22 protein-coding genes are annotated in these 22,190 nt (G+C 45.1%); all 22 read right to left on the minus strand.

Annotated elements, in window-relative coordinates:
- Positions 1–557: 557 nt before the first annotated feature.
- Complete coding sequence (locus CSV60_RS11980; protein ID WP_099629383.1) at positions 558–671, minus strand: flagellin; 114 nt, start codon at positions 669–671, stop codon at positions 558–560.
- A 340-nt stretch (positions 672–1,011) separates the two neighbouring features.
- Positions 1,012–2,112 carry a flagellin N-terminal helical domain-containing protein gene (locus CSV60_RS11985; RefSeq protein ID WP_099637152.1) on the minus strand — a complete coding sequence of 367 codons (1,101 nt, stop codon included), beginning with the start codon at positions 2,110–2,112 and terminating at the stop codon, positions 1,012–1,014.
- A 216-nt stretch (positions 2,113–2,328) separates the two neighbouring features.
- On the minus strand, positions 2,329–2,550 hold the full coding sequence (gene csrA, locus CSV60_RS11990; RefSeq protein ID WP_099637153.1) for a carbon storage regulator CsrA: 222 nt from the start codon (positions 2,548–2,550) through the stop codon (positions 2,329–2,331).
- A gap of 1 nt (position 2,551) precedes the next feature.
- A complete protein-coding gene (gene fliW, locus CSV60_RS11995; protein ID WP_099637154.1) occupies positions 2,552–3,037 on the minus strand; it encodes a flagellar assembly protein FliW in 486 nt (161 codons plus the stop codon).
- A gap of 53 nt (positions 3,038–3,090) precedes the next feature.
- Positions 3,091–3,642 (minus strand): DUF6470 family protein, encoded by a 552-nt coding sequence (locus CSV60_RS12000; protein WP_099637155.1) that lies wholly within the window; start codon positions 3,640–3,642, stop codon positions 3,091–3,093.
- A 65-nt stretch (positions 3,643–3,707) separates the two neighbouring features.
- On the minus strand, positions 3,708–4,616 hold the full coding sequence (flgL, locus tag CSV60_RS12005; protein ID WP_099637156.1) for a flagellar hook-associated protein FlgL: 909 nt from the start codon (positions 4,614–4,616) through the stop codon (positions 3,708–3,710).
- Between the two features lie 16 nt (positions 4,617–4,632).
- Entirely contained in the window at positions 4,633–6,180 is a 1,548-nt protein-coding gene (gene flgK, locus CSV60_RS12010; protein ID WP_099637157.1) for a flagellar hook-associated protein FlgK, read from the minus strand.
- Positions 6,181–6,192: 12 nt separating this feature from the next.
- On the minus strand, positions 6,193–6,699 hold the full coding sequence (locus tag CSV60_RS12015; RefSeq protein ID WP_099637158.1) for a flagellar protein FlgN: 507 nt from the start codon (positions 6,697–6,699) through the stop codon (positions 6,193–6,195).
- A gap of 17 nt (positions 6,700–6,716) precedes the next feature.
- Positions 6,717–6,983 (minus strand): flagellar biosynthesis anti-sigma factor FlgM, encoded by a 267-nt coding sequence (flgM, locus tag CSV60_RS12020; RefSeq protein WP_099637159.1) that lies wholly within the window; start codon positions 6,981–6,983, stop codon positions 6,717–6,719.
- Between the two features lie 127 nt (positions 6,984–7,110).
- Entirely contained in the window at positions 7,111–7,527 is a 417-nt protein-coding gene (locus CSV60_RS12025) for a TIGR03826 family flagellar region protein (protein ID WP_099637201.1), read from the minus strand.
- A gap of 5 nt (positions 7,528–7,532) precedes the next feature.
- On the minus strand, positions 7,533–8,147 hold the full coding sequence (locus CSV60_RS12030) for a ComF family protein (RefSeq protein ID WP_099637160.1): 615 nt from the start codon (positions 8,145–8,147) through the stop codon (positions 7,533–7,535).
- Complete coding sequence (locus CSV60_RS12035; protein ID WP_199175283.1) at positions 8,144–9,514, minus strand: ATP-dependent helicase ComFA; 1,371 nt, start codon at positions 9,512–9,514, stop codon at positions 8,144–8,146. Before CSV60_RS12035 ends, CSV60_RS12030 begins: the two co-directional genes overlap by 4 nt.
- Before the next feature lie 14 nt (positions 9,515–9,528).
- Positions 9,529–10,377 (minus strand): DegV family protein, encoded by an 849-nt coding sequence (locus tag CSV60_RS12040; RefSeq protein WP_099637161.1) that lies wholly within the window; start codon positions 10,375–10,377, stop codon positions 9,529–9,531.
- Positions 10,378–10,702: 325 nt separating this feature from the next.
- Complete coding sequence (locus tag CSV60_RS15880) at positions 10,703–10,849, minus strand: hypothetical protein (RefSeq protein ID WP_158233177.1); 147 nt, start codon at positions 10,847–10,849, stop codon at positions 10,703–10,705.
- Between the two features lie 66 nt (positions 10,850–10,915).
- On the minus strand, positions 10,916–11,206 hold the full coding sequence (locus CSV60_RS12045; RefSeq protein WP_099637162.1) for a late competence development ComFB family protein: 291 nt from the start codon (positions 11,204–11,206) through the stop codon (positions 10,916–10,918).
- A 363-nt stretch (positions 11,207–11,569) separates the two neighbouring features.
- Entirely contained in the window at positions 11,570–13,015 is a 1,446-nt protein-coding gene (gene aspA, locus CSV60_RS12050; protein ID WP_099631126.1) for an aspartate ammonia-lyase, read from the minus strand.
- A 103-nt stretch (positions 13,016–13,118) separates the two neighbouring features.
- Entirely contained in the window at positions 13,119–15,089 is a 1,971-nt protein-coding gene (locus CSV60_RS12055) for a S9 family peptidase (protein WP_099637163.1), read from the minus strand.
- Positions 15,090–15,207: 118 nt separating this feature from the next.
- Complete coding sequence (locus tag CSV60_RS12060; protein WP_099637164.1) at positions 15,208–16,764, minus strand: fatty acid--CoA ligase family protein; 1,557 nt, start codon at positions 16,762–16,764, stop codon at positions 15,208–15,210.
- A 1,002-nt stretch (positions 16,765–17,766) separates the two neighbouring features.
- Positions 17,767–19,701 carry an FtsX-like permease family protein gene (locus tag CSV60_RS12065; RefSeq protein ID WP_199175284.1) on the minus strand — a complete coding sequence of 645 codons (1,935 nt, stop codon included), beginning with the start codon at positions 19,699–19,701 and terminating at the stop codon, positions 17,767–17,769.
- Positions 19,673–20,452, minus strand: a complete 780-nt coding sequence (locus tag CSV60_RS12070) for an ABC transporter ATP-binding protein (RefSeq protein WP_099637165.1) — start codon at positions 20,450–20,452, stop codon at positions 19,673–19,675. Before CSV60_RS12070 ends, CSV60_RS12065 begins: the two co-directional genes overlap by 29 nt.
- The gene (locus CSV60_RS12075) at positions 20,433–21,455 is read right to left on the minus strand and encodes a sensor histidine kinase (protein ID WP_099631130.1); all 1,023 of its coding nucleotides are present in this window, start codon (positions 21,453–21,455) and stop codon (positions 20,433–20,435) included. Before CSV60_RS12075 ends, CSV60_RS12070 begins: the two co-directional genes overlap by 20 nt.
- A complete protein-coding gene (locus CSV60_RS12080) occupies positions 21,452–22,153 on the minus strand; it encodes a response regulator transcription factor (protein ID WP_099637166.1) in 702 nt (233 codons plus the stop codon). Before CSV60_RS12080 ends, CSV60_RS12075 begins: the two co-directional genes overlap by 4 nt.
- Positions 22,154–22,190: the final 37 nt, after the last annotated feature.

The following is a 22,190-nucleotide window of genomic DNA, read 5'->3' on the forward strand; positions in this document are numbered from 1 at the left end:
GACCGGAGGTTTGCCGCTCGCTTCCTTCAGATTCCACGTCACCATGGACACCCTTGCGTTGAGCTAACTGTTACTTCTGCCTTCACAGTTCGGGACTTGCACCCTATAGACTACACCCATGCTGGGCGCACATTTAAAAAGAGACTCCCTTTAGGAAGTCTCTTTTTGTGAGCCGAAAGTTCTATTAACGTAGTAGTTGTAGAACGCCCTGCGGCTGCTGATTGGCTTGCGTCGCCCCTAATTATTTCCAATTAGGTCTAGACTATATCTCCATCCTTGTACCTAAATACCTAGGATGCTGGGCACTTCGAACGTCAATTGACGCCCTACGGATTTCATCGTCATAGCGATTTGCCTTAGACGGTATATCCTAGTCGTTGAACCTTCTCCAGAGTTTCCTCACAGGAGCTTGGCTGCTGATTGTCCAATTCCACTTTTTTTCAACCGTTCACGTTTGCCGTTTCCAGCTGCGTTGTCGGAAAGTGGACTTCAGGAGGTTCCAGCAATTCACCCAGTTATGCGTCCTATCCGTTACCGAATAGGCGTCCCTGAATCGTTTACCGTAGGAGTTGTAATACTCCGTTTGGAAGCTGATTCGATTGAGAAAGCATTGCTTGTGCTGCTTGAGTTAAGATGTTGTTCTTCGTAAAGTCCATCATCTCTTTCGCCATCGTGCGAACATTAGCTTTCACTAATGACTAGACTATATCTTCACCCTCCACTCTCGGTAGGGGCCGGGCACTTCGGATTCACAAGCTACTCAGTCTTGTGTTTCCTACGGATTTCATCACCATAGCTTGCGCCTTAGATGGTCTATCCTAGTCGTTGAACCTTCTCCACTCTTTCGAGACAGGAGCTTGGCTGCTGATTGCCCAATCTGTTCTTTTTTCAAGCATTCACGCTGACCGTTTCCAGTTACGTTGTAGCAAGAACAGTTTCAGGGGTTTCCAGCAATTCACCCGGTCGTACTCTCTGACCGTTACCAGTCAGGACGACTGTGTCTGTTACTGCTTAAGCAGCTAAGACATAATCCACGTCGCGGATACGTGATTCCGCAGCCGTTAAGTTTTCGGAAGAAGTTCCAAGGTTGTTGATTGTGTGTTCTAGACGGTTTTGGTTTGCACCTAGTTTAGAACGTTCTGCAGAAACTTTATCAATTGCATCTTGAATTATCGTTACAGCCTGTGCTGCCTGGGCATGAGTTGAAACGTCTAAAGCTTGCTCTGATGTGGCATTGCTTGTACCATCTGTAACTGCTAATTTGTCTCCAGAGCCAGCTGTTGTCAACCCTAAGGCAGAAGCCCTCATATCTGCAATATCCAGTGATAAACTTTGGTCCTGATTTGCACCTATTTGAAGCTTAAGTGTTTTGCTATCATCCGCTACTACAGCTGCTTTTGCTACAACTCCAGCAGTATTGGTAGTTACAGAACCACCTGCATTTATCACAGGAGCACTTGCTGATTCACTACCACTATTTTGAGTCAGTATCAATTTACCACTAGCAACAGATGCAGTGTAAGCACCACTTAAACCAGAAGTTCCATTAATTGCAGTAGCAAGTCCAGATAAAGTCATTGACCCGGAGCCAGCAACCGCTTTTCCGTCAATTGTAACTCCAGCAGATAGACTAGTTACACCGATTTCGAATTCACCTTGAACAGCTGTTACTGCTGCTGACCCTGCTCCATCTTTAGTACCGTTAAGTAATTTCTGAGTATTAAATTCAGTAGTATTACCAATTCTATTAATTTCAGAAGTTAAAGAGTTAAGCTCCTTCTGGATTTCTCCGCGATCCGATTCTGTATTCGTATCGTTACCTGCTTGGACAGCTAATTCCCGCATACGTTGAAGTATATCATGCGTTTCATTCAAAGAACCTTCAGCTGTTTGAATTAGAGAAATTCCATCTTGAGAGTTCTTAGCTGCCATATCCAATCCACGAATCTGTCCACGCATTTTCTCAGAGATTGCTAGACCTGCTGCATCGTCTCCTGCACGGTTAATCTTCAAACCTGAAGATAATTTCTCAATGTTGTTAGCTGCTGCTGCGTTGTTTGAACCTAGTTGGCGGTGCGTGTTCATCGCTGCCATGTTGTGGTTAATAATCATGTTAATTTCCTCCTTGAGTGTTTGTTGGGTACACGTCCTTGTGTCCCTTATTTGTACTACGGTTTTGAGTGCCGGCCGGACGCTCTCTGCCGCTTACACTACTAATATCGGATGAGTGACTAGAGTGTTTAGTAGTTTATTGAAATCTTTTTTCTATTTATTTGAAATGTGGAGATCACGTGACTTGCACTCACTTTTTGATTATTGACTTACGATTCACTTTTTATCTTTTAAATTTGTATACCAGTCCATATCCAGTTTCAATGATTCGGCATTCGTATCCTTAATAGACTGAATCAGTTCACCCCGTACAATATCCACTGATTTAGGCGCTTCAATCCCTATCCGCACCGTATCGCCTTTTACTTCCAAAATCTTCACTTCTATATTATCTGCGATTTTAATCGTATCGCCCGCTTTGCGTGAGAGTACTAACATATTATTCACTCTTTCCGCTAGTTGTTTTTTCTTTCATTTCATCCAATTTCTTTTTATCGATTGGATGTTTGATAAGATAGCGCTTATCATTCAATACCATTTGTTTGGCTTTTCTGTTATTTGTTTGGAATAGAAGAGGTGCTTGTAAATTGATTGTGGATTCTTCAAATGGTTCTTTAATGAAGACAATACCGAGTACCATCAATTCTTCTGGGCTTTTCACTTCTAGTAAATCAATTGTCGGATCATCTACTTTGAAGTCATACTCTTTCACAATTTTGTATGGATTCGCTACGACGAATGCTACAGCGGCATCTTTCGTCGACTGCAATACTTGAAATTGTTCATTCTCTCCGATTGGCAAGATGACGAATTCTTCTTCCTCTTCGAATCCTGGAAGTCCTTTCGGAAAGTGCCATGCTTTCGATAGATCGACTTCTATTTTACCGTGGAATTTTGTTGCGATTTCTTTTAGTGGTTGTGTCACTAGGTCTCTCTCCTTTTCAACATTTTGCTAGTTTATATTTTTCGTTCTATTTATTAAACTTTCCAATCAATTTGGATCGATCCGTACTGTTGCATCTCTACAGATACTTTCCCTGGTGTGTAATTATGGATTGGTTTATTTATTTGTGCGTCGATTTTCGGCTTCTGCGGTGTCACATTAATATCCAGTGAACCTTCTGAAAAACTCATTTTGATTTTGGTACGGTCACCTACGAATTTCACTTGAAGTTCGGCCATCGGTTTCTCTGTGTTCTGTTTCACGATATCTGCTATCGTTGAACCGTTCTCAATTTTCATCAGTTGCATACCTTCTTGCGCCCGACGAGCTGTTCCTTCTTGCACTTTTTGTATGCCGTATTGTGCATTTTCAGCCGTTCGACGAAATACACTTTTCAAATCGAGATCTGCACGATTCTCTGTTGTGTCGAGTGATAGTTGCGGTCGGGTTGTTGACATTTCCAATATGGCTGCTGGTTGTTCAATACTCAGCGTCGCTTTAGGTTGCTGAATTTCTTGAACAGGTTTCGTCACTTGTAGGTCAATCTTTGCCGGTGTCGTTTGAATTTGAAGCTGTGGAATGTTCACGTCAATCACTTCCTTACTTTCTTATATAAAAATAGCGGACACTTGCTTAGTGTCCGCCACGTCTTTTAGCGTAGGAAATCCATTAAAGAAGGCTGCATAATTCTAGCACCAACTGACAATGTTGCACGATGGATCGATTCTGATGTAATCAAGTCCGTAATCGTTTTTTCATAATCCACATCTTCGTTTTGAGAACGTTGCTTTTTCGCAGCGCCTTCTTGCATTTCCAGACGATTATGCATAAGTTCTGCACGATTGGAACGGGCACCGATGTCTGCACGTTTTGAAAGAACAACATCCATATGACCGTCAATATCCCCAATCAGTTTACCAAAACTTTCTCCTGTAGCCGTGGAACCTGTAGCTGTGAGGTCTTTTACTTTATCAAGCATCATATCAATATCTTTAAACATTTCACTTACATCTGTACTGACTCGTAAGTTTATGCCGTCGAATACTTCAATTTCTACATTATTCTTAAATGATTGTCCCTGTTCGTAACCGATAACATTTCCGTCTTTATCCTTTTCTTTATTGTACAGGGGTTTATCCGTCATACTTCCGCTGAATATGTGCTTGTCGCCCACTTTAGTATTGGCGACATCTTGCAAGTGTTCACGGAGCTGACCAATCTCTGTTGCAATTGCGTTCCGGTCTGTCTCTGTCATCGTGCCAGTATTAGAAGCATTTGTAGCTAGTTCTTTCATTCGATGCAATACTTGTCCTACCCCATCTAGCGCATCATCCGAACTATCCAGCCAGTTATTCACTTCGCCCATATTCTTTTGGTATTGTTCCACTTTGTTCACTTGCATACCGTAGCCCATGCCTTTCATGACGACGACGGGATTATCGGACGGGCGATTGACTTTTTTTCCTGTATTCAATTGTTCTTGTAGTTTTCCCATATTATTATAACTGCTTGATAAGTTGCGCAGCATGTTTTGCGATAGCATCGATTGTGTTACACGCATGAGAATTCCCCCTTCATTATCTGCCGGCTATACCCATTCCGTTGATGATTTTGTCGAGTGCTTCGTCCATCACGGTGATCATGCGGGCAGATGCGTTGTATGCTTGCTGGAAGCGGATCATGTCGGTCATTTCTTCGTCAAGCGAGACGGAGCTGATGGAGTCTCGGCGATTTGATACCGCTAATAGTAAAACACCTGAGCTTTCCGTCATTTTGATTGCTTGCTGTCCTTCGACTCCAAGTTGGCCGATCGTTTGCGCATAGTAGCTCTGAACGCTTGAGCCGTCTAGTCCGGGTAACTTCGCAAAAAATACATCGCCTAGTTTTTTAGCGTTTTGACCGTTACCGACTTCCGCACCCGTTTTTGCATCCGAGGCTGCCAGTTTATTCGGGTCTTTTCTAATTGCATCATTTACGGCGATGTTACTTGCAGAAAATTCGGTTGCGCCAGCTGGTAAGACAAAGAATGGCTCGCCTTTTACACCTTTTGAGTCCGTCCCATCTTCATGAACGGCATTAAACGCTTTCGCAAACTCATTCGCCATTTTATCCAGTTTTTCCATCATTTCTGGGTAAAGACCTTTTTCTTTTCCATCTAAATCTATATATCCATACGAATCCACAAGCGACTTCAATTCACCGCTTTTGACCATTTCGTTTACAGACAACTTACCGTCAGCAGGATCCGCAATCGGTCCGCCTTTGAATGTAAAACCTGTCATCAAATTTGGAAACGGCTTATCCGGATCCTTGCCGTCTACAGTAAGTTCAGCGACTTTGTCTTTTTGTACTACCGTGATCGTTTTTCCTGGAACATTCGTTTTAATTTTAATCGTCACCGTACCTTCTGCAATAGCAAGTGAACGTCCCCCCGATTTCTCATAGCTCGTTTCAATCGGTACATAACTAGACAACTTGTCCAGTAAGCTGTCACGCGTATCATAGAGATCGTTTGGCAAGTAGCCATTCGGTTCGACGTTGGCGATTTGTTTGTTTAATTCTCCAATTTGAGTTAGCAACGAGTTAATATCATTTGTACTAAAGTCAATTTGGTCGCCTAGATTTCCTTTAATTCCAGAAACAGACTTGTGAATATAGTTAAACGAGTCAGCTACCGCCACCCCGCGTTCCACAACAACCGCACGCGCCCCACCATTCTCCGGACTCGTCGCCAGTGTCTGCAATGATTGCCAAAAGTCGCTCATCGATTGCTGTAAACCATACTCTGAAGGTTCGCCAATCGCGTCTTCCATTTGTGCAATGGCATTCGTACGCGATTCCCAATACCCAAGCTTCGTTGATTCACTACGAAACTGATGATCGACAAATGAATCCCGAATACGCTGAATGCTCCCCGCTTCTACACCCGTCCCGAGAAATCCCGGAACCGTTCCCGCGTTCAGCCCAACGCCTGGAAAGCCAGACGTCGCCTGCATGTTGACACGCTGACGTGAGTAACCGGGTGTGTTCGCGTTCCCAATATTATGCCCTGTCGTATAAAGAGCGGATTGCTGTGTGTACAATCCGCGTTTGCTAGTTTCTAGTCCCATGAATGTCGAGCGCATGTTGTGTCCTCCTTAAGCTTGGGAGTCGAATGAGGAGAGCTTGGTTTTGGCTCCGCTTTGTGACTGCCCTTGTACTTCGTTTTTCGAATAGTTGACGGTTTCCGGACGCGGACGGACCATGTCCAGCGATAGATTCACAAATTGAAGAGATTGATAGGTCAGTTGCTGATTAAGTTCATTCTGCTGTTTCAACTCATGAATCGCATGCAGGAGACGGTCCCTCGCCTCTGCTAACTGTTCTTTGTCCGGAATGTTTGCTAGTTCGATTAATTGCGTCATTGTCGGTTCAGCAAGTACTGCACATCCTTGTGCGGCTATGTACTGCTTCACTTCCTGTACACGCTTTTGGTCCATTTGCATAATAGCTGCTAAGTGAGCTTGCTCCTCCTTCAACAGCTGGTCAATCCCGTCGACGTCGCCGCTTTTTAGCAATGCGGTCTTATCGTTCGACAGACGGAGCAAGCTCGTATGCAGTTTTTCTAAGTGATTGAGCGTTGTCAAAATTGGTTCAATGGACATGTGGAACCCTACTTTCCTTATAGCTTATTGAAATACGACAGCATAGTGGAAGCGAGTTTACCCGCATCTACTTGATATTCTCCAGATTGCACTTGCGCTTTTAATTCCTGTACACGCTGTTGTCTAGCCGATTCAACCGGTGAAGTAGCGGATAACTTTTTCGCCTCTGATGAAATCTCGAGCTTATCCGTTTTCACTTGTGCTGCTTGCTTCGTTTGATCGACTTTCATTTGTTGATTGCGGTACGGGTTGACGGCTTGTGGTTTAAATCCTTCTATTTTCATACGTCTCGCTCCTTTCGATTCTTATGTTGGATTTGGGTCCTACTCTTTACTTCGGCAGATTTCATGAAGTTTTTAGAGGCTTTTGTACGAAAAAACGAGCAGTACGAACTGCTCGTTTCGTATTTCATCATCTACCGTCTTTTTGCGTGTAGTATGTGCCTCTATCTTGTGCTTTGATCGCTTCACGAAGCTCTTGCGCCGCGTCAAATGTTCGTAAATCGGATTGAATCTCTTCCATACATTTGGCACAGATCTTACCTGTCGATGTTAATGCGCCACATTTATCACACGGATAGCCCAGGTTCGGGAACAATGCCGGTTGCAGTCTTCCTTTACGCACCCAGCGATGCAGTAATTCCTGTGTCACGCCTGTTACTTCCACAATTCGCTCGATATTCGCTGCACGGTTCTCTCGTTTGCGTAAAAATCGATAGACTGTTTCATACATTTCCTCTTCCGCTTGCGCGCACGTGCCACATACGTCCCGAAGTCCTGTGTAATTAAACATACTGCCACATGTCGGACAATTTCGTACTTCCGCCATCTCCATCACTTCTCTCTAATAGGTCTAAATAACGTCACTGCTTCCACTCGGTGTACACCGCGCTGTTTCAACGCTTCCGCTGCGTGACGCAATGTGGTGCCGGTCGTATAAATATCGTCAACGAGCACGTACACTGCTTCATAATAAAGTATATCGGCTGATACGTGGAATAGTTCAGTCATTGCGAGCCGTTCGCTGCGAGATTTTTCACCCATGACGGATTCCGTTGTTTTTTCAAGTAGCGATTGATACGAAATATTCGCGGCTTCTAATAACGCATCCACTTGCGAAAAGGTTCGTTTCTTTTTATTGAAAGGATGCATCGGAATCGGTACAACGATCTTTTTGGAATCGTTCAACACGTTACGTAATGTGGAGGCGAAAATTTGTGCGAGCGCGACGTCTTGCATGAACTTGAACTGATGCAAGTACTCTCTCGCTGCTTCATTATATGCATAGATGGAATGAACAGAATCGAGTACGTCATCTTGTATGACACTGTCGATGCGTTCGAATTTATCCATACAGATTGGACAGGCGGACGTGTCTTTTTGAATTCCGAGGAAGTGTTGCCAAGTGGGCTGGTCGTGTAGTGGTTTATCGCATAGTAAGCACGTCATTGCGGCACCTCTGTATTGTTTAGCTTGCGAATTTCTCGCTTCGCTTCGTCCATAGCATATGTGATGCCTTGATGGAATAGTACAAAGTCGCCCGACGTGTTCGGTACAGAGCGCCCCACTCGCCCACCGATTTGGATGAGTGCGCCTTTATTGAAAATCGTTTGCTCCGCTCCGACAACCGCCACTTGCACATTCGGAATGGTAATGCCTCGCTCGAGTATCGTAGTCGTCAGCAATCCAGGGACTGCTTTCTGTCTGAGTAACTGCACCCGTTCTTTCCGATCTTCATGTTCCGCATGGACTGCACAAATTCGCTCATCGAGTTTCTGGAATAACGGTTCTGCAATTTCCATCAGTTCAATCTGATGAAAGAAGATGAGAAACGGTTGCTGTTTCTCAAGACGTTCGGTTGTCCAGCGCAGTAATTTCGCCGGAATCCGTTTCTTTTTCAGCTGTTTCTCGTAATTCCATAGCGCAACGCTTCGCGGTACCGGTAACGGCTGACCATGATAGCGACGTGCGAGGACCGAAATATTGCCTTGCTTTTTATTCATAGCAAGCAACTGACGAGAAGGCGTTGCCGTCACGAAATGAATCGGTGCGTTCGGTTTTACCGCTTTCCTGACGGCTTGCTGTAACGTTTCATCCGCTGTGTAAGGAAACGCATCGGCTTCATCGACAAAGACCGCATCGAACGCCTCGTGAAAACGATAGAGCTGATGAGTCGTCGCAAGGATTAGCTGTGCGTCAAAGTGTTCTACTTCTGCCCCGCCATATAATGCTTCTACTTTCGTATCAGGAAAAGCGATCGTTAACCGCGGCAATAGTTCTAAGATGACGTCCACACGAGGCGCCGCCAGACAAACTCGCTTGCCTTCTTGTAATACATAATGAATCGGTTGAAACAGCATTTCCGTCTTGCCCGATCCGCACACTGCGTAGAGTAAATGAGATATGCCTTGTTTCGTACTTTCCAACAATTCACTCGTCGCTTTCTGTTGAGAAGGCGTCAAATTTCCTTGCCAGTTCATACGGTGGCTCGTTGGGAAAGTCGGCGGTGTGCCTGTCCACGTGAGTAAATTTGTACAACACGACACCCGTCCCATGTTGAGACAATTTCTACAGTAGGCGCAAGGTGCTTCGCATTGAGCGCACGTGAATACGGTGAAGCGTGCTTGATTTTCATTATGGCAACGCTGGCAAGCATAGTGTTTACCATGCCACGTCTTTTTTGTAGTAACACCTGGTTTTATATGAATATCACCTTGACGAATCGCTTCGTCAACGACTTCTTCCGAGAATGGCAAAAGATGACGCAACCAAATGCGGCCCGCCAAAAATTGCTTAAGTTGGTCTCGTTCGGACATGCAGTTCCCCCTGTTCAGGTTCCGCGTCGTTTCACCCAACCGAGCCCCATGGCCCCTTCACCAAGATGCGTGCCGATCACTGGACCAAAGTGGCTGATCGTGAAATCGACGTTCGGATGTTTTTCTTCTAATTGTTTCTTCCATTCTACTGCGTCGTCATAGCGATTCGCATGGATCACTACTGCGTCGAGCAATTGATTTTTCGCATCTTCCGACAGCAAGTCCGAAATACGTTTCATCGCTTTTCTAGACGTACGGATTTTTTCGAACGGCACGATAACTTTGTCTACGAAATGCAAAACCGGTTTCACTTGCAACAATCCGCCAACTAGCGCTTGTGCACCGGATAAACGACCGCCACGTTGCAGATGCGATAAATCGTCCACCATGAAATAGGCTTTGACGTCTTTCTGCATGTCATTTAATTCTTCGATGATCGCACGCGGATGTACGCCTTCATTCGCAAGCTGTGCTGCCCGGATCGCGTAAAAGCCTTGGGGATAGGCTGAAACTTCCGAATCAAACGCCAGCACTTCTAATTCCGGCACGAGCTCGGCAGCCTGTAACGCGCCCATGTAGGTTCCGCTAATGCCGCTCGACAAGTGGATCGTAATGACCGCGTCGTAGTCTTTTGCCAGTTCGCTAAATAATGCTTCGAAGTCTCCGATTGCGGGTTGTGATGTCTTTGGTAGCGGACCTTTGCCGCGGACCATTTCGTAGAATGCTTCGGTCGTAATGTCGACATCTTCTTTGAATTCTTTGCCGTCGATAGTAACGAGTAACGGGATCGTGTGAATCCCGAGTTCCGCTTTTATGTCATCCGGCAAATACGCCGTCGTGTCTGTCACAATCGCTGTTTTCAATATGATCAACTCCTGTAACTTATTCTACCTGAAATTGGTGGAGTTGGCATCTGTGAAGAGAGGATTGGTGAGGATGAATTGCGGGATGGGGGGGGATGGGGGATAGAGCGGATGAATGTCTTCATAGAGCGGTTAAGTGGTTGGATAGAGCGCCCACGGTAAAGTATGAGCGGGTAACACGCTACATAGAGCGGTAACCGAGCTGGGTAGAGCGGATCTCGGCCAACTATGAGCGCGGCTCAGCCATCGCCCCTTTTTAGTGAAGCAAGTGTTTTCAGGGATCATGTGAGATAGTTCGGGCTTCACAGCGTGGTCGATAGAGCGGCTAAACGTCTTCATTGAGCGGGTAAACGGTTGGATAGAGCGTTCGATCGGAATAATAGAGCGGAAAACTCACTTCATAGAGCGGTAACCGAGCTGGATAGAGCGGATCTCGACCATCTATGAGCGCGGCGCGGCCCGACCCAGCCACCGTCACCCCCATAAACAACAAATCCGTCCAACAGCATGAGTATTTCAATAAAAAAACCCTTCCGAATCACTCGGAAGGGTTTTTCATATTGTCGCATCGTGGGTTTCGCCCAACGATTCCCGCAGCCCACGCGACTTTTGTCAAGATGGCAGTGGCCCCTTGACGATCCGCTTCATGGACGGCACGGATATACGCACTGTTTGCTTCATCAACGACATATTGAGGTTTTACATTATTCAACGTCATCGCGAGTACGTCGTTCAAGCAATGCTCGCATGTACACGGTAAATGCAACTCGTCTTTATATTTGGATATCACGTCGCGTACTACGACTTCCATAATATTATGCACTTTCATAGTCGAATACTCCTTTGCGTCACTACGCAGGGTTTACGGATTGGTGACATGAGATAAGTAGAGACTGCACATACTCAACGTTGATTTCAATGTGTAGTTCACTAGCCCTAAATTTCTCTATACTAAGCCTAGCACGAAAAGTTCTAGTACATTCAATGAGTGTCTTCAGCTATCCACCTAGGGAATGGGGCGTAAGACGGGCGACTCCCGCGGGAATAGCAATTACTTCTGCGATTAAAAGCGAAGCGTTATGAGCATGAGCCTTGAGATCCCGCAGGTAGCGAAGCGGACGAGGAAGCTCAAGCCATGCCCGCAGGAAAGCGTCCCGTCTGGAGCCCCATTCCCAGAACCACAATCCCAGCCTTACTTAGAAAGAATAATTTTCTTCTTCAACAACTCTTTACCCGAAATACCAGGCTTTGTCATCTCGAATGGATGTAGAATCGTATCCAACTCTTCTGTCGACAAGATATTTCTCTCGATACAAATTTCACGGATCGACTTGTTTGTTAACAATGCTTCTTTCGCAATCTCTGACGCGACTTCATACCCAACGTGCGGATTGATCGCTGTGATGATTCCGATACTCTTCTCCACATACTCCGACAAGTGCTCGACGTTTGCCGTGATTCCATCTAAACAATAATCGCGGAATGCACCGAATACGTTGGTCATGATTTTCAGTGACTGTAGCAAGTTGAACACCAGCACTGGCTCCATGACGTTCAATTCGAACTGCCCCGCTTCCGATGCCAACGCAATCGTCATATCGTTACCCACTACTTGGAACGACACTTGATTCATGACTTCTGCCATAACCGGGTTCACTTTTCCTGGCATGATAGACGATCCTGGCTGTCTTGCAGGTAATGCAATTTCAGAGAGACCTGTGCGTGGGCCAGATGCCATCAAACGCAAGTCATTACAAATTTTAGACTGGTTCAGCATCGTGCCGCGTAGTGCTGCCGATACTTGCACGTACGAATCCGTATTTTGTGTAGCGTCCACTAAGTGTGTGGAAGACTTTAATTCAAAACCACTGTTTTCTGACAGGTAGCTCGCCACTTTTTTGATATATAGTGGATCAGCGTTCAAGCCTGTTCCGACAGCTGTTGCGCCCATATTGATTTCGTACAAGTAGACGCGTGATACACGAACGCGTTCAATGTCGCGACGTAACACCATTGCGTATGCTTCAAATTCTTGTCCAAGACGAATTGGTACTGCGTCTTGTAAGTGTGTACGGCCCATTTTCAAGACTGATTGGAATTCGATCGATTTTTTCAAGTAGGTTTTATGAAGGGATTCCATCACGCCAAGTAGCTTATCTACTTTCATTAGTGTAGCGATATGGATCGCAGTCGGGAACGCGTCATTTGTCGACTGTGCCATGTTGACATGCGTATTCGGGCTAATGATGTCGTATTCACCTTTTTTGTGGCCGAGAATTTCGAGTGCACGGTTGGCGATGACTTCGTTTGCGTTCATATTCACTGACGTTCCTGCTCCACCTTGGATTGGATCCACGAGGAACTGATCGCGCAATGCGCCATTGATCACTTCTTCAGACGCCTGGATGATTGCTTCTGCAATGTTCGCGTCCAATTGACCGATGTCACGGTTAGCTTGTGCTGCAGATTTTTTGACGATTGCAATCGCACGGATCAAGTCGCTATTGACGCGGTAGCCAGTGATAGGAAAGTTTTCCGCTGCGCGTAGTGTTTGTATACCGTAATACGCGTCTTGCGGCACCTTCTTCTCTCCGATAAAATCCGACTCTATTCTGTACAGTAATTGTTCTTCCATCATGCAGAACCTCTTCTCAAGTAGTTTTTATAAGTTTAATTCGTCTATCATTATACACACAATATTTCTCATGTATAGCCGTTTAGGCATACCTTCTCATCTTACCTTATAGATACCGTTTAAACCACCCGGTAATCTCTTCTAATCTCGCAATTCGCAAATTCGGTTTCCCTGTTCTCGACATATTATGATCGGATTCGGGGAAGCGAACAAATTCGGTTTCTTTGCCCAAATCTTTTAGTGTAATAAATAATTGTTCAGCTTGCTCGATTGGACAGACGAAATCACGTTCGGCATGAAGGATTAATAGAGGTGTTTCGATGTTCTCTGCATACTTTAACGGGGACTGATTCCACAGCGTATCGACATCTGTCATTCCAGCCTTCAGGTGCCAGTCAGTGAAGTAATAGCCTATATTGGAGACACCGAAGAAACTAATCCAGTTGCTGATCGAGCGTTGTGTGACGGCTGCTTTGAAACGGTTCGTATGCCCGACAATCCAGTTCGTCATGAAGCCACCGTAGCTACCACCTGTCACGCCAAGGCGCGTTTCATCAATCCAGTTTTCGGTTTTCAGTACTTCGTCCAGTCCTGCCATGATATCTTCGTACCCACCGCCACCATAATCGCCACGCACTGCGTCAACAAACGCCTGACTGTAGCCGTGACTGCCACGTGGATTGACATAGAGAACGCCATAACCTTGCGCCGCTAACACTTGCATTTCATGGAAATACGTATAGCCGTACATCGCATGCGGTCCACCGTGAATTTCCACAATGAGCGGATACGTTTTACCTTCTGTAAAGTTCGCAGGCTTCATTAGCCACCCTTGGATATTTACATGATCATTCGTATAATGAATCGTTTCCGGTTCAACTAACTCGACTCTCTTCAACCAGTCTTCATTAAATGAAGTGAGTTTTGTCCGTTCACCAGTCGCTATCGTTTGGCGATACAGTTCTCCGGGATTCGTCATCGTGCTAACCGCGAGCAACGCAAATTCCGCGTCTCCGGCTACATCATACCCGTAAACATGCTCTTCTTCACCTGTCGCGGGATAAATCGCGCCGTCCAGTGTAGCCGCGTATAAACGCACTTCTCCCATACTTGATAATTGGAAATACAGTTGCTCGTCTTCCGTCCACATTACGCCTGGCGCAATCACTTGTTGCAAGTGATCGGAAATACTTTCGTCTCCAACCGGCGCGTCAATTCCCGCTGTCAAATTCATCGTCTGACCATTCGTTTGGTCATAGACGAAAACATCTGCCTGCGTAACGTTTTGGAACGTCATGTCATACCCTGTATACGCAATATAGCGGTCGTCTTTAGAGAAAGCTACATCGCCGAAAAAGCCTTGTTCATTGAGAATGACTGTCTCTTTTTTAGTCTCTACATCCAACAGCACGAACGAAGTACTGAAATCATAATCGAGCTGCTCGTTGCGATTGATCCCGACTACCAATTGCTTGCCGTCATGTGAAACCGCCTTTAGCGAATGATCAAATGGTTCCATTGTGAAATTGCAAATAGTGCACGTGGCCAGTTCGACATAACCGATTTGTGTATATTCGTCTTGCGGTATTACGCCAATGAAATCTGCTTTGTATTTCATTTTCGTTACACGGATCGGTTGCGGTAATCCTTTCTCCTTCTGTACTGTAGTAGAAAATGTTTCGCCTGTTTTCAGCGTGCCTGTAAACCAAATTTTCTTACCGCACGGCGACCATTCGAATGAATCGATTCCTTTTTTACAGTCCGTTAGCGCATAGGCTTCCCCGCCCGCTTTTTGTATAATGTATAGTTGATTCGTTTCGCTGCGATTTGATAAAAACACTAATTTCTTGCCGTCAGGAGACCATTTTGGCGCACTAACTTGATGCTTACCATATGTCCACCGCGTAACATCACCCGTTTGCAAATCGATATGATGGATGGCTGAGTGATACGCATTGTCCTTTTTATTTAATTCCGTCACCGTAAACACCGCTTCTTGATCGTTAGGTGCCAATACGGGATTCGTTACAGACTTCGTTTCAAATAAATCTTCAATCGTTACAACTCGTTTATTCATCTCATACCTCCTGTTTTCCTACTATTCTCTCTAAACCATAACAAGTCCGTACTTGCTTTGGCAATACATGCGTAAAAAAAGAGTGACGGGTTATAATTCCCATCACTCCTTTCCACTATCAATAACTCTTAATTTGATCTTTCAATGAACGTCTTAAAATCTTACCTGTCGTATTTTTCGGTAATTCATCCAAGAACTCAATATACTTTGGTACTTTATACTTCACGAGACGCTTCCCACAATAATTAAGCAGTGAATGTTCCGTAGCATCCGAACCTTCCTTCAACACAACATAGGCTTGTACTTCTTCACCGAAGTTCGCGTCTGGCACGCCAACGACTGCTGCTTCTACAATATCACGGTGACTAAACAGCACTTCCTCTACTTCCCGAGGATACACGTTGAATCCGCCAACGATGATCATATCTTTCTTGCGATCTACAATATAAAAGTAACCGTTTTCATCTCGTCGCGCCAAGTCGCCTGTATAGAGCCAACCGTCACGTAGAACAGCCGCAGTTTCTTCTGGCATTTTATAATACCCTTTCATGACGTTGGGGCCGCGTACAATTAATTCACCGACTTCATTGACAGGAACTTCTTCACCATTTTCATCAACGACTTTATTCTCGACATTCATAATATTTGTTCCGATGGATCCAGGCACACGTTCACGATCTAACGGGTTGAAACAGGTCACTGGTGATGCTTCTGACAAGCCATACCCTTCCGAAACACGCACATCGAATTTCTCTTCAAAGTCATGAAGCAAGGATACAGGCAATGAAGATCCACCTGAAACTGCCAATCTGATGGATTCAAAGTCTTCTGTTTTACCTTCCGGATATTGATAAAGGAAGTTATACATAGTAGGAACTCCGGCAAATATCGTGGCCTTTTGTTCACGAATGATGTGGAATATTTCACCCGGACTAAAGCGTGGCTCAAGTAATATAGTAGCGCCTTTAACGAGTGGTGCGTTCGCTACAACCGTTAAGGCAAATACGTGGAATAAAGGCAATGTCGCCACCACTTTATCATTTTCCGAGAAGCTTAAATAGTCTCCTACGTCACGTGCATTGGAGTAGATATTCTTATGTGTTAACATCGCACCTTTTGGCTGTCCCGTTGTTCCTGACGTATAAAGTATGACAGCGCTTTCATTTTCGTCAACTGCTACCGCTTCCATCATCGGTTTCGATTGCTTGATGAGCAAGCTAAATGGATGCACCTTCGCCTTCACTGTGTCATTCAGCGTAGCTAATTTCTCTCCTGCATCCGGACTCATTTCACAGACGACATAGTTCTCAATCGTCGGGAAAGACTGGCTGGCTACTTCTACAAGTGGTAATAATTGATCGATCGCAATAACGGCTTTGGCTTCACTGTTTTCTAAAATATAGGAAATCTCGTCAGGTGTATAGAGTGGATTGATCGGCACAGCTGTGGCTCCGATGCGCATAGTCGCATAGAGAGAGATCAGGTAATGCGGCGTATTACCAAGTAAAAATGCCACTTTGTCCCCTTTGTTAACCCCTAGGTTTTGTAGCGCGTTGGCGAACATGGATACGGACATGTCGAACTCTGCGTACGTCGTGTCTTTTCCCATAAAACGATAGGCAATTTTACTTGGCTTGCTCTGTGCTGTCTGTTGAACACTAGAAACTAAATTCATGCTTTCATCTCCCTAACAAGTGAATGAATAACCATTCAGTATTTTGTTCATTATACTGACAAAATAATTAATTGGCAAGAGTTTACTGGGAATTTTGTTTATTTACTTTATTGGGATAGGCTGGCAGGGTGTGGGGTTGGGGATTTGCGCTCTAGGCGGACGCTTTCCCATGGGCCCGCGGTGAGCCAACTAGGTCGCAAGCTCCCTTTAGTTGTCTCACCTGTCGAGCTGATCCATTGGGAGTCGCCGCCTGCCGCTCCAAACCCTTGCAATGTTAGTGGGTGATACTTATTGTTGTGCATTGAAGTTTGGCTAGTAATCAGTGAATCACTAAAACTTGAATTAGATTTGAACTTGAACTACATAACGTGTAAAGACAATACAATTCACACACTAGCTGCAGTGATTGACCTACGTACCTCCCCTATCAATGTAGGATTGAGGCGGAGGCTGGGGCGACTCCGGGAGGATAAGCGTGCGCCTTGAGACCCCGCAGGGAGCGAAGCGGACGAGGAGGCTCAAGCCACGCCCTCCGGAAAGCGTCCCCAGCTGGAGCTTCAATCCCCTTATGCTAACTACGCTCACTCCCACTAGAACTAGAACTAGAACTAGAACTTCAACAAGTTCTAAGACAACAACAATTCACACACTATCTACAATGATTGACCTACGTACCTCCACATCAACGTAGGATTGAAGCGGAAGCTGACGGGGAGTGCAAAGATGTGCTCCTAACGCTGCGCTTTTACTCGCAAAAGCCGTTCTTCGTTACGGCTCTTCCCGCAGGATCAGCGAAAGCTTGAGACCCTAGACTGAACGTAGTGAGGGAAGCGGCTCAAGCCGAGCCCATGGGAAAGCGTCCGGCAGCTGGAGCTTCAATCCCCACCCACTCACTCCTTCCACTAATACTTGAACTTGAACTTGTACTTGAACTTGAAATTAAATAAGTTCAATCCCCTTATACTCACCACGTAACTCACCAGTCAAAAAAGACACCCCTCCCTAGGAAGTAGGTGCCTTAATATGTGATATATAGCGCCAGCGGATCAGATAGAAATAGCAAATCTGCATCAGCGCAAAGCCCGCCAGCACAAGCGCCAGCTCCTTGACAATGGAAATCTCAGCAAGCGCATCCCAAATCACCTGCAACGCCATAAACGCAAACACGCTGTGGATGAACGACACACCCCACGGAAAGAAAAACTGTGGAATCAACTGCCGGTTGACGATCTTCGTAAACTCTCTATCCGTCATTCCAATCCGCTGCAACACCGCATACTGCCGTCGATCATGACTAAGCGATGTATACAACCGGAAGTAGATGAAGCTGCCAGACGCAAGGAAAAATACACCCGCAAGTAATAATCCAATAAACAACAGTAACGAAAACGTCATCCGGATATGCGAATAATTTAACCCAGGATTCTCAAACTCGTAGCGCACGGGATCACGGTGTTCGAGCATAAGCCCCGCCAACACTTGGGCATGGATAGACAATCCGATTTCCCTCGTCTTCTGCCAATCCCTTACGTTAAACGCATAATAATTAAACGCCAGTGCATTGACATGTGCTTGTTCTTCAATGCGATCGAAATCCAAATGATTCACAACGATCGTATTGAGCCCAAGTGCGTTTGGCGGAAACAATTTATACGTATACACGCCTTCAATCTTGAGTGAGACGCCACTGTCACCTAGTTCGGTGCTGACCGATTCCGTCGACAACTGATTGGCCGCAGCAGCTGTTGCGGGTAAGAACAACGCATGTCCTCTGTGTAATGAAAGTGGCTTTTCTCCGAAAGTTGCGGCCAGTTCATTCAGATCAGACAGCTTGACGATATTAACTTTATTCTTCGTGTAAGAAGATTGCTGTTCCAGCACACGAAAACGTACAGCCCAGTAATCAAGACCCGCTTGATCGAGTTCATTGGTCAATTGTGCGATATGTGGATACTCGAATTCATTATGTGGCAAACTTTTATAAATGAGCCCGAGCGGATTTACTTCCCGATATTGCGAAGCGAATGACGTTAACGATGCCAAAATGCCGACGGACATGAACGCTATCGTCGAAACGAGCGTGACAATGAAGAACATCCGCGCATTTTCTTTTAAACGTACGATGCTTTCCGAAATCGAGATCATCCAATAGTCGCGCCAGAAGATATTCTTTTGCCGTCGCAATGCATGCAATACGAGCGGCAAGGTATCGGTGAAAAAGTAATAGGTCCCGATTGTGATAAGTGGCGGTAGTAGGAAGAACAGACTGATGATGCTTGAACGTGATACGAAAGCCGCCATGGCGTAGGCGAGCAACAACAGCACCACTCCGAAGATCCCACGGCTTTTCGAGTACGAATACACCGATTGTACGGCTATATCCCCATGTAACAAATCCGATACTTGTCCTTGCTGAATGAATACAGGAGCGATATATGAAATGATAGCGAATAAACTGAGGAATGCCCCCATCGTCAGCACGAATGGTTTCCAGGATAAATAAAGCGGTAATACCGGAATTTGCACGATCGCTTTGACGATCATGAAAAAGAATTTCGAAAACATGAAGCCGAGGAAAATTCCACTTATGATTGATGCGAAGCCAAGCAACATCGTTTCGATGAAAATGAGTCGATGCAACTGACGCTTTGCCATTCCGAGAAGCAACAGCACCCCAAACTCTTTCGATCGCGCCTGCAAAAATGCACGCATCGAATAGAATAGGAAAAACAGCGTAAATATGAATAGGATGATTTCCGCTATTCCCATCCCGAGAGCTGAGATCTCTTTTAGGAACGTGTTTTCAATCGATGGATGGAACAGCAGCATCGAGTAAAGGAAAAACACCATGACGGAAAACACACTAGCCATGAAGAAGGCTGCATAAACCCGGCGGTTACGAACGACATTACGGTAAGCGAACTGTCGAAAAGTCATTCACATTACCTCCAAGTAATGACAACACATTCAAGATACGCTGGAAAAATGTTTGCCGGCGTTCATCTTTATAGATTTCATTGAAAAACTCTCCATCTTTAATAAACAGGACACGGTCACAATAGCTCGCAGCAATCGGGTCGTGCGTCACCATAATAATGGATGTCTGTTCATGTTGGTTAATATGTTCAAGTAATTCGAGCACATCTTTCGCTGAGGTTGAATCAAGATTCCCTGTCGGCTCGTCCGCTAACAGAATGCTCGGTTGATGGATGAGCGCCCGTCCTATCGCGGTTCGCTGTGCTTGTCCACCCGATAGTTCATCCGGTCTGCGTTCCAAAATATCTTCCAAATTCAACTTTTGCGCCATATCTTCAACTCGTTTTTTCATTTCTTCAACAAGTAATCCGTCAAGAGTTAACGGTAACACCAAATTTTCTTCCACCGTCAACATTTGCAGTAAATTGATTTCCTGAAAGACGAAACCAATTTGCCGTCTACGGAATAAGGCGATTTCGTTTTGACTGAGCTTTTCCGGTTCCACGCCTCCGATGACAATCTTGCCATAGGTCGGAATATCCGTGGCCATCAATAAGTTCAACAACGTCGTCTTACCACTTCCGGACGGCCCCATAATTGCAACGAACTCCCCTTCTTGCACATCGAAGTCTAATTTATTCAATGCACGATGTATGACTTTTCCTTCATAGATTTTCGTGACATCTTCCATCTTAACGACCGGTTGCGTCATCTACTTTTTCACCCGCCTCTCCGTCTTTAAATAATAATGCGATTGTCGTGCCTTCTCCTTGTTTCGAGGAAATCGTCAGTTCGTGACCGAGTTTCTCACAGACTTCGGATGCGATATACAGTCCCATACCCGTCGATTCTCCAGATAATCTACCGTTTTCTCCTGTGAAGAAAGCTTTCGTCACCCGGTGTATATCAGATGCCGGTATGCCGATTCCCTCATCCTTAATTTCAAGACACAGTCCTTCTGGTAGCTGGACTGCATTCACATGTATTTTCTTACCTTTTTCAAATGTATATTTCACTGCATTCGTAATGAATTGATTGAGCATAAACTTGATCCACTTTCGATCCGTCGCGACGGTTAAGTGTTCATCCACATTCAGCACAGGAAACAGACCGTTCGCAATGAAAAGTCGTTTGTTCTCATTTAGCACTTCTTGCAAAATTTGTCTCAGCAATAGCCGCTCAATTTGCATATCTTCTTCAAATGTTTCAAGCCGTGCATTGACAAGGACGATATCCAATCCATTTTGGATGCGTCCCACTTCCTGCTCGAGACTCTTCTTGTCCACTTCCTCTTCTTGCAATAATAAATTAATGACCGAAATCGGTGTTTTCATTTGATGCACCCATTGATTCATGAAATGTAAATGACGATTTTGTCTATCATATAATGTCTGTACTTCATGTTGGTACAGGCGATATAATTCACGCGTAAATGCTGTCGTCTGTCGATGTTCGGGCGTCATAATGTGCCGTATCAAAGCATCTTCCATTTGCTTCGGTTTTTCGACGATCTTTGCATAATACGTACGCCGCATGATGAACTTCGCTCCCAAATAGCCCGCCGTAAGTAAAATACTCATCGCGACCGAATAGATGGCCGTATTCGGATTGCGAAAGCCGTCAAGCCAAAACAATAGTAGTATGAACGATACGAGTCCGATCTGAAACAACATGAACGATACATGCTCTTTAACGAACAGTGTAAATGCCTTCATTTGACTTCTGATTCCGGCATGAAACGATACCCCGCGCCACGCACCGTTTCAATCCAAGAGTGCACATCGTAATCGGTCAATTTCTTACGCACACGAGCCATATTAACGTTAAGCGTATTTTCGTCGACAAATGATTGATCATCCCACAATTCTTCGAGTAACTTTTCGCGCGATACGACTTTCGGCGACTCGCCCATCAGCAATTCTAGAATGACGCATTCTTTCTTCTGAAGTGGAATTTCTTCTTTGCCTTTTTGTAACGTCATTCGTTCTATATATAACGTCAAATCACCCGATACAATCATGCGCTCCGACTGATTTGGTGAATACTCACCGAATGATCGACGCAAATGGCTTTTAATTTTCGCCAATACAATTTCATAATGGAATGGCTTCGTTATAAAATCATCGCCTCCATTTTCAAGCGCAAACACTTGATCCATATCACCTGAGCGCGCCGAAATAAAAATAATCGGACACACCGTATGCTGTCGTAGCTGACGGCACCAATAGTAGCCGTCATAAATCGGCAAGTTAATATCTAAAAGCACCAGATGTGGATTATACGCATTGCATTCTTCCACGACTCGATCAAAATCCTGTATAATTGCGACTTCATATTGATATTTCTCAAGCGTTCCCGCTAACAATTTCGCGATTTTTATATCATCTTCTACAATAAATATTCGATGTTTCACCGTGACCCCTCACTTTCTGATTATGTTAAGTATAGCG

Source organism: Sporosarcina sp. P7, assembly GCF_002743425.1.
Taxonomy (GTDB): Bacteria; Bacillota; Bacilli; order Bacillales_A; family Planococcaceae; genus Sporosarcina.

Coding starts and splice junctions, on each gene's coding strand:
- CSV60_RS11980 (WP_099629383.1), bottom strand. CDS start 671: ATGGCGAAAGAGATGATGGACTTTACGAAGAACAACATCTTAACTCAA.
- CSV60_RS11985 (WP_099637152.1), bottom strand. CDS start 2,112: ATGATTATTAACCACAACATGGCAGCGATGAACACGCACCGCCAACTA.
- csrA (WP_099637153.1), bottom strand. CDS start 2,550: ATGTTAGTACTCTCACGCAAAGCGGGCGATACGATTAAAATCGCAGAT.
- flgL (WP_099637156.1), bottom strand. CDS start 4,616: ATGCGTGTAACACAATCGATGCTATCGCAAAACATGCTGCGCAACTTA.
- flgK (WP_099637157.1), bottom strand. CDS start 6,180: ATGCGCTCGACATTCATGGGACTAGAAACTAGCAAACGCGGATTGTAC.
- CSV60_RS12015 (WP_099637158.1), bottom strand. CDS start 6,699: ATGTCCATTGAACCAATTTTGACAACGCTCAATCACTTAGAAAAACTG.
- flgM (WP_099637159.1), bottom strand. CDS start 6,983: ATGAAAATAGAAGGATTTAAACCACAAGCCGTCAACCCGTACCGCAAT.
- CSV60_RS12025 (WP_099637201.1), bottom strand. CDS start 7,527: ATGGCGGAAGTACGAAATTGTCCGACATGTGGCAGTATGTTTAATTAC.
- CSV60_RS12030 (WP_099637160.1), bottom strand. CDS start 8,147: ATGACGTGCTTACTATGCGATAAACCACTACACGACCAGCCCACTTGG.
- CSV60_RS12035 (WP_199175283.1), bottom strand. CDS start 9,514: ATGTCCGAACGAGACCAACTTAAGCAATTTTTGGCGGGCCGCATTTGG.
- CSV60_RS12045 (WP_099637162.1), bottom strand. CDS start 11,206: ATGAAAGTGCATAATATTATGGAAGTCGTAGTACGCGACGTGATATCC.
- aspA (WP_099631126.1), bottom strand. CDS start 13,015: ATGATGGAAGAACAATTACTGTACAGAATAGAGTCGGATTTTATCGGA.
- CSV60_RS12055 (WP_099637163.1), bottom strand. CDS start 15,089: ATGAATAAACGAGTTGTAACGATTGAAGATTTATTTGAAACGAAGTCT.
- CSV60_RS12060 (WP_099637164.1), bottom strand. CDS start 16,764: ATGAATTTAGTTTCTAGTGTTCAACAGACAGCACAGAGCAAGCCAAGT.
- CSV60_RS12065 (WP_199175284.1), bottom strand. CDS start 19,701: ATGACTTTTCGACAGTTCGCTTACCGTAATGTCGTTCGTAACCGCCGG.
- CSV60_RS12070 (WP_099637165.1), bottom strand. CDS start 20,452: ATGACGCAACCGGTCGTTAAGATGGAAGATGTCACGAAAATCTATGAA.
- CSV60_RS12075 (WP_099631130.1), bottom strand. CDS start 21,455: ATGAAGGCATTTACACTGTTCGTTAAAGAGCATGTATCGTTCATGTTG.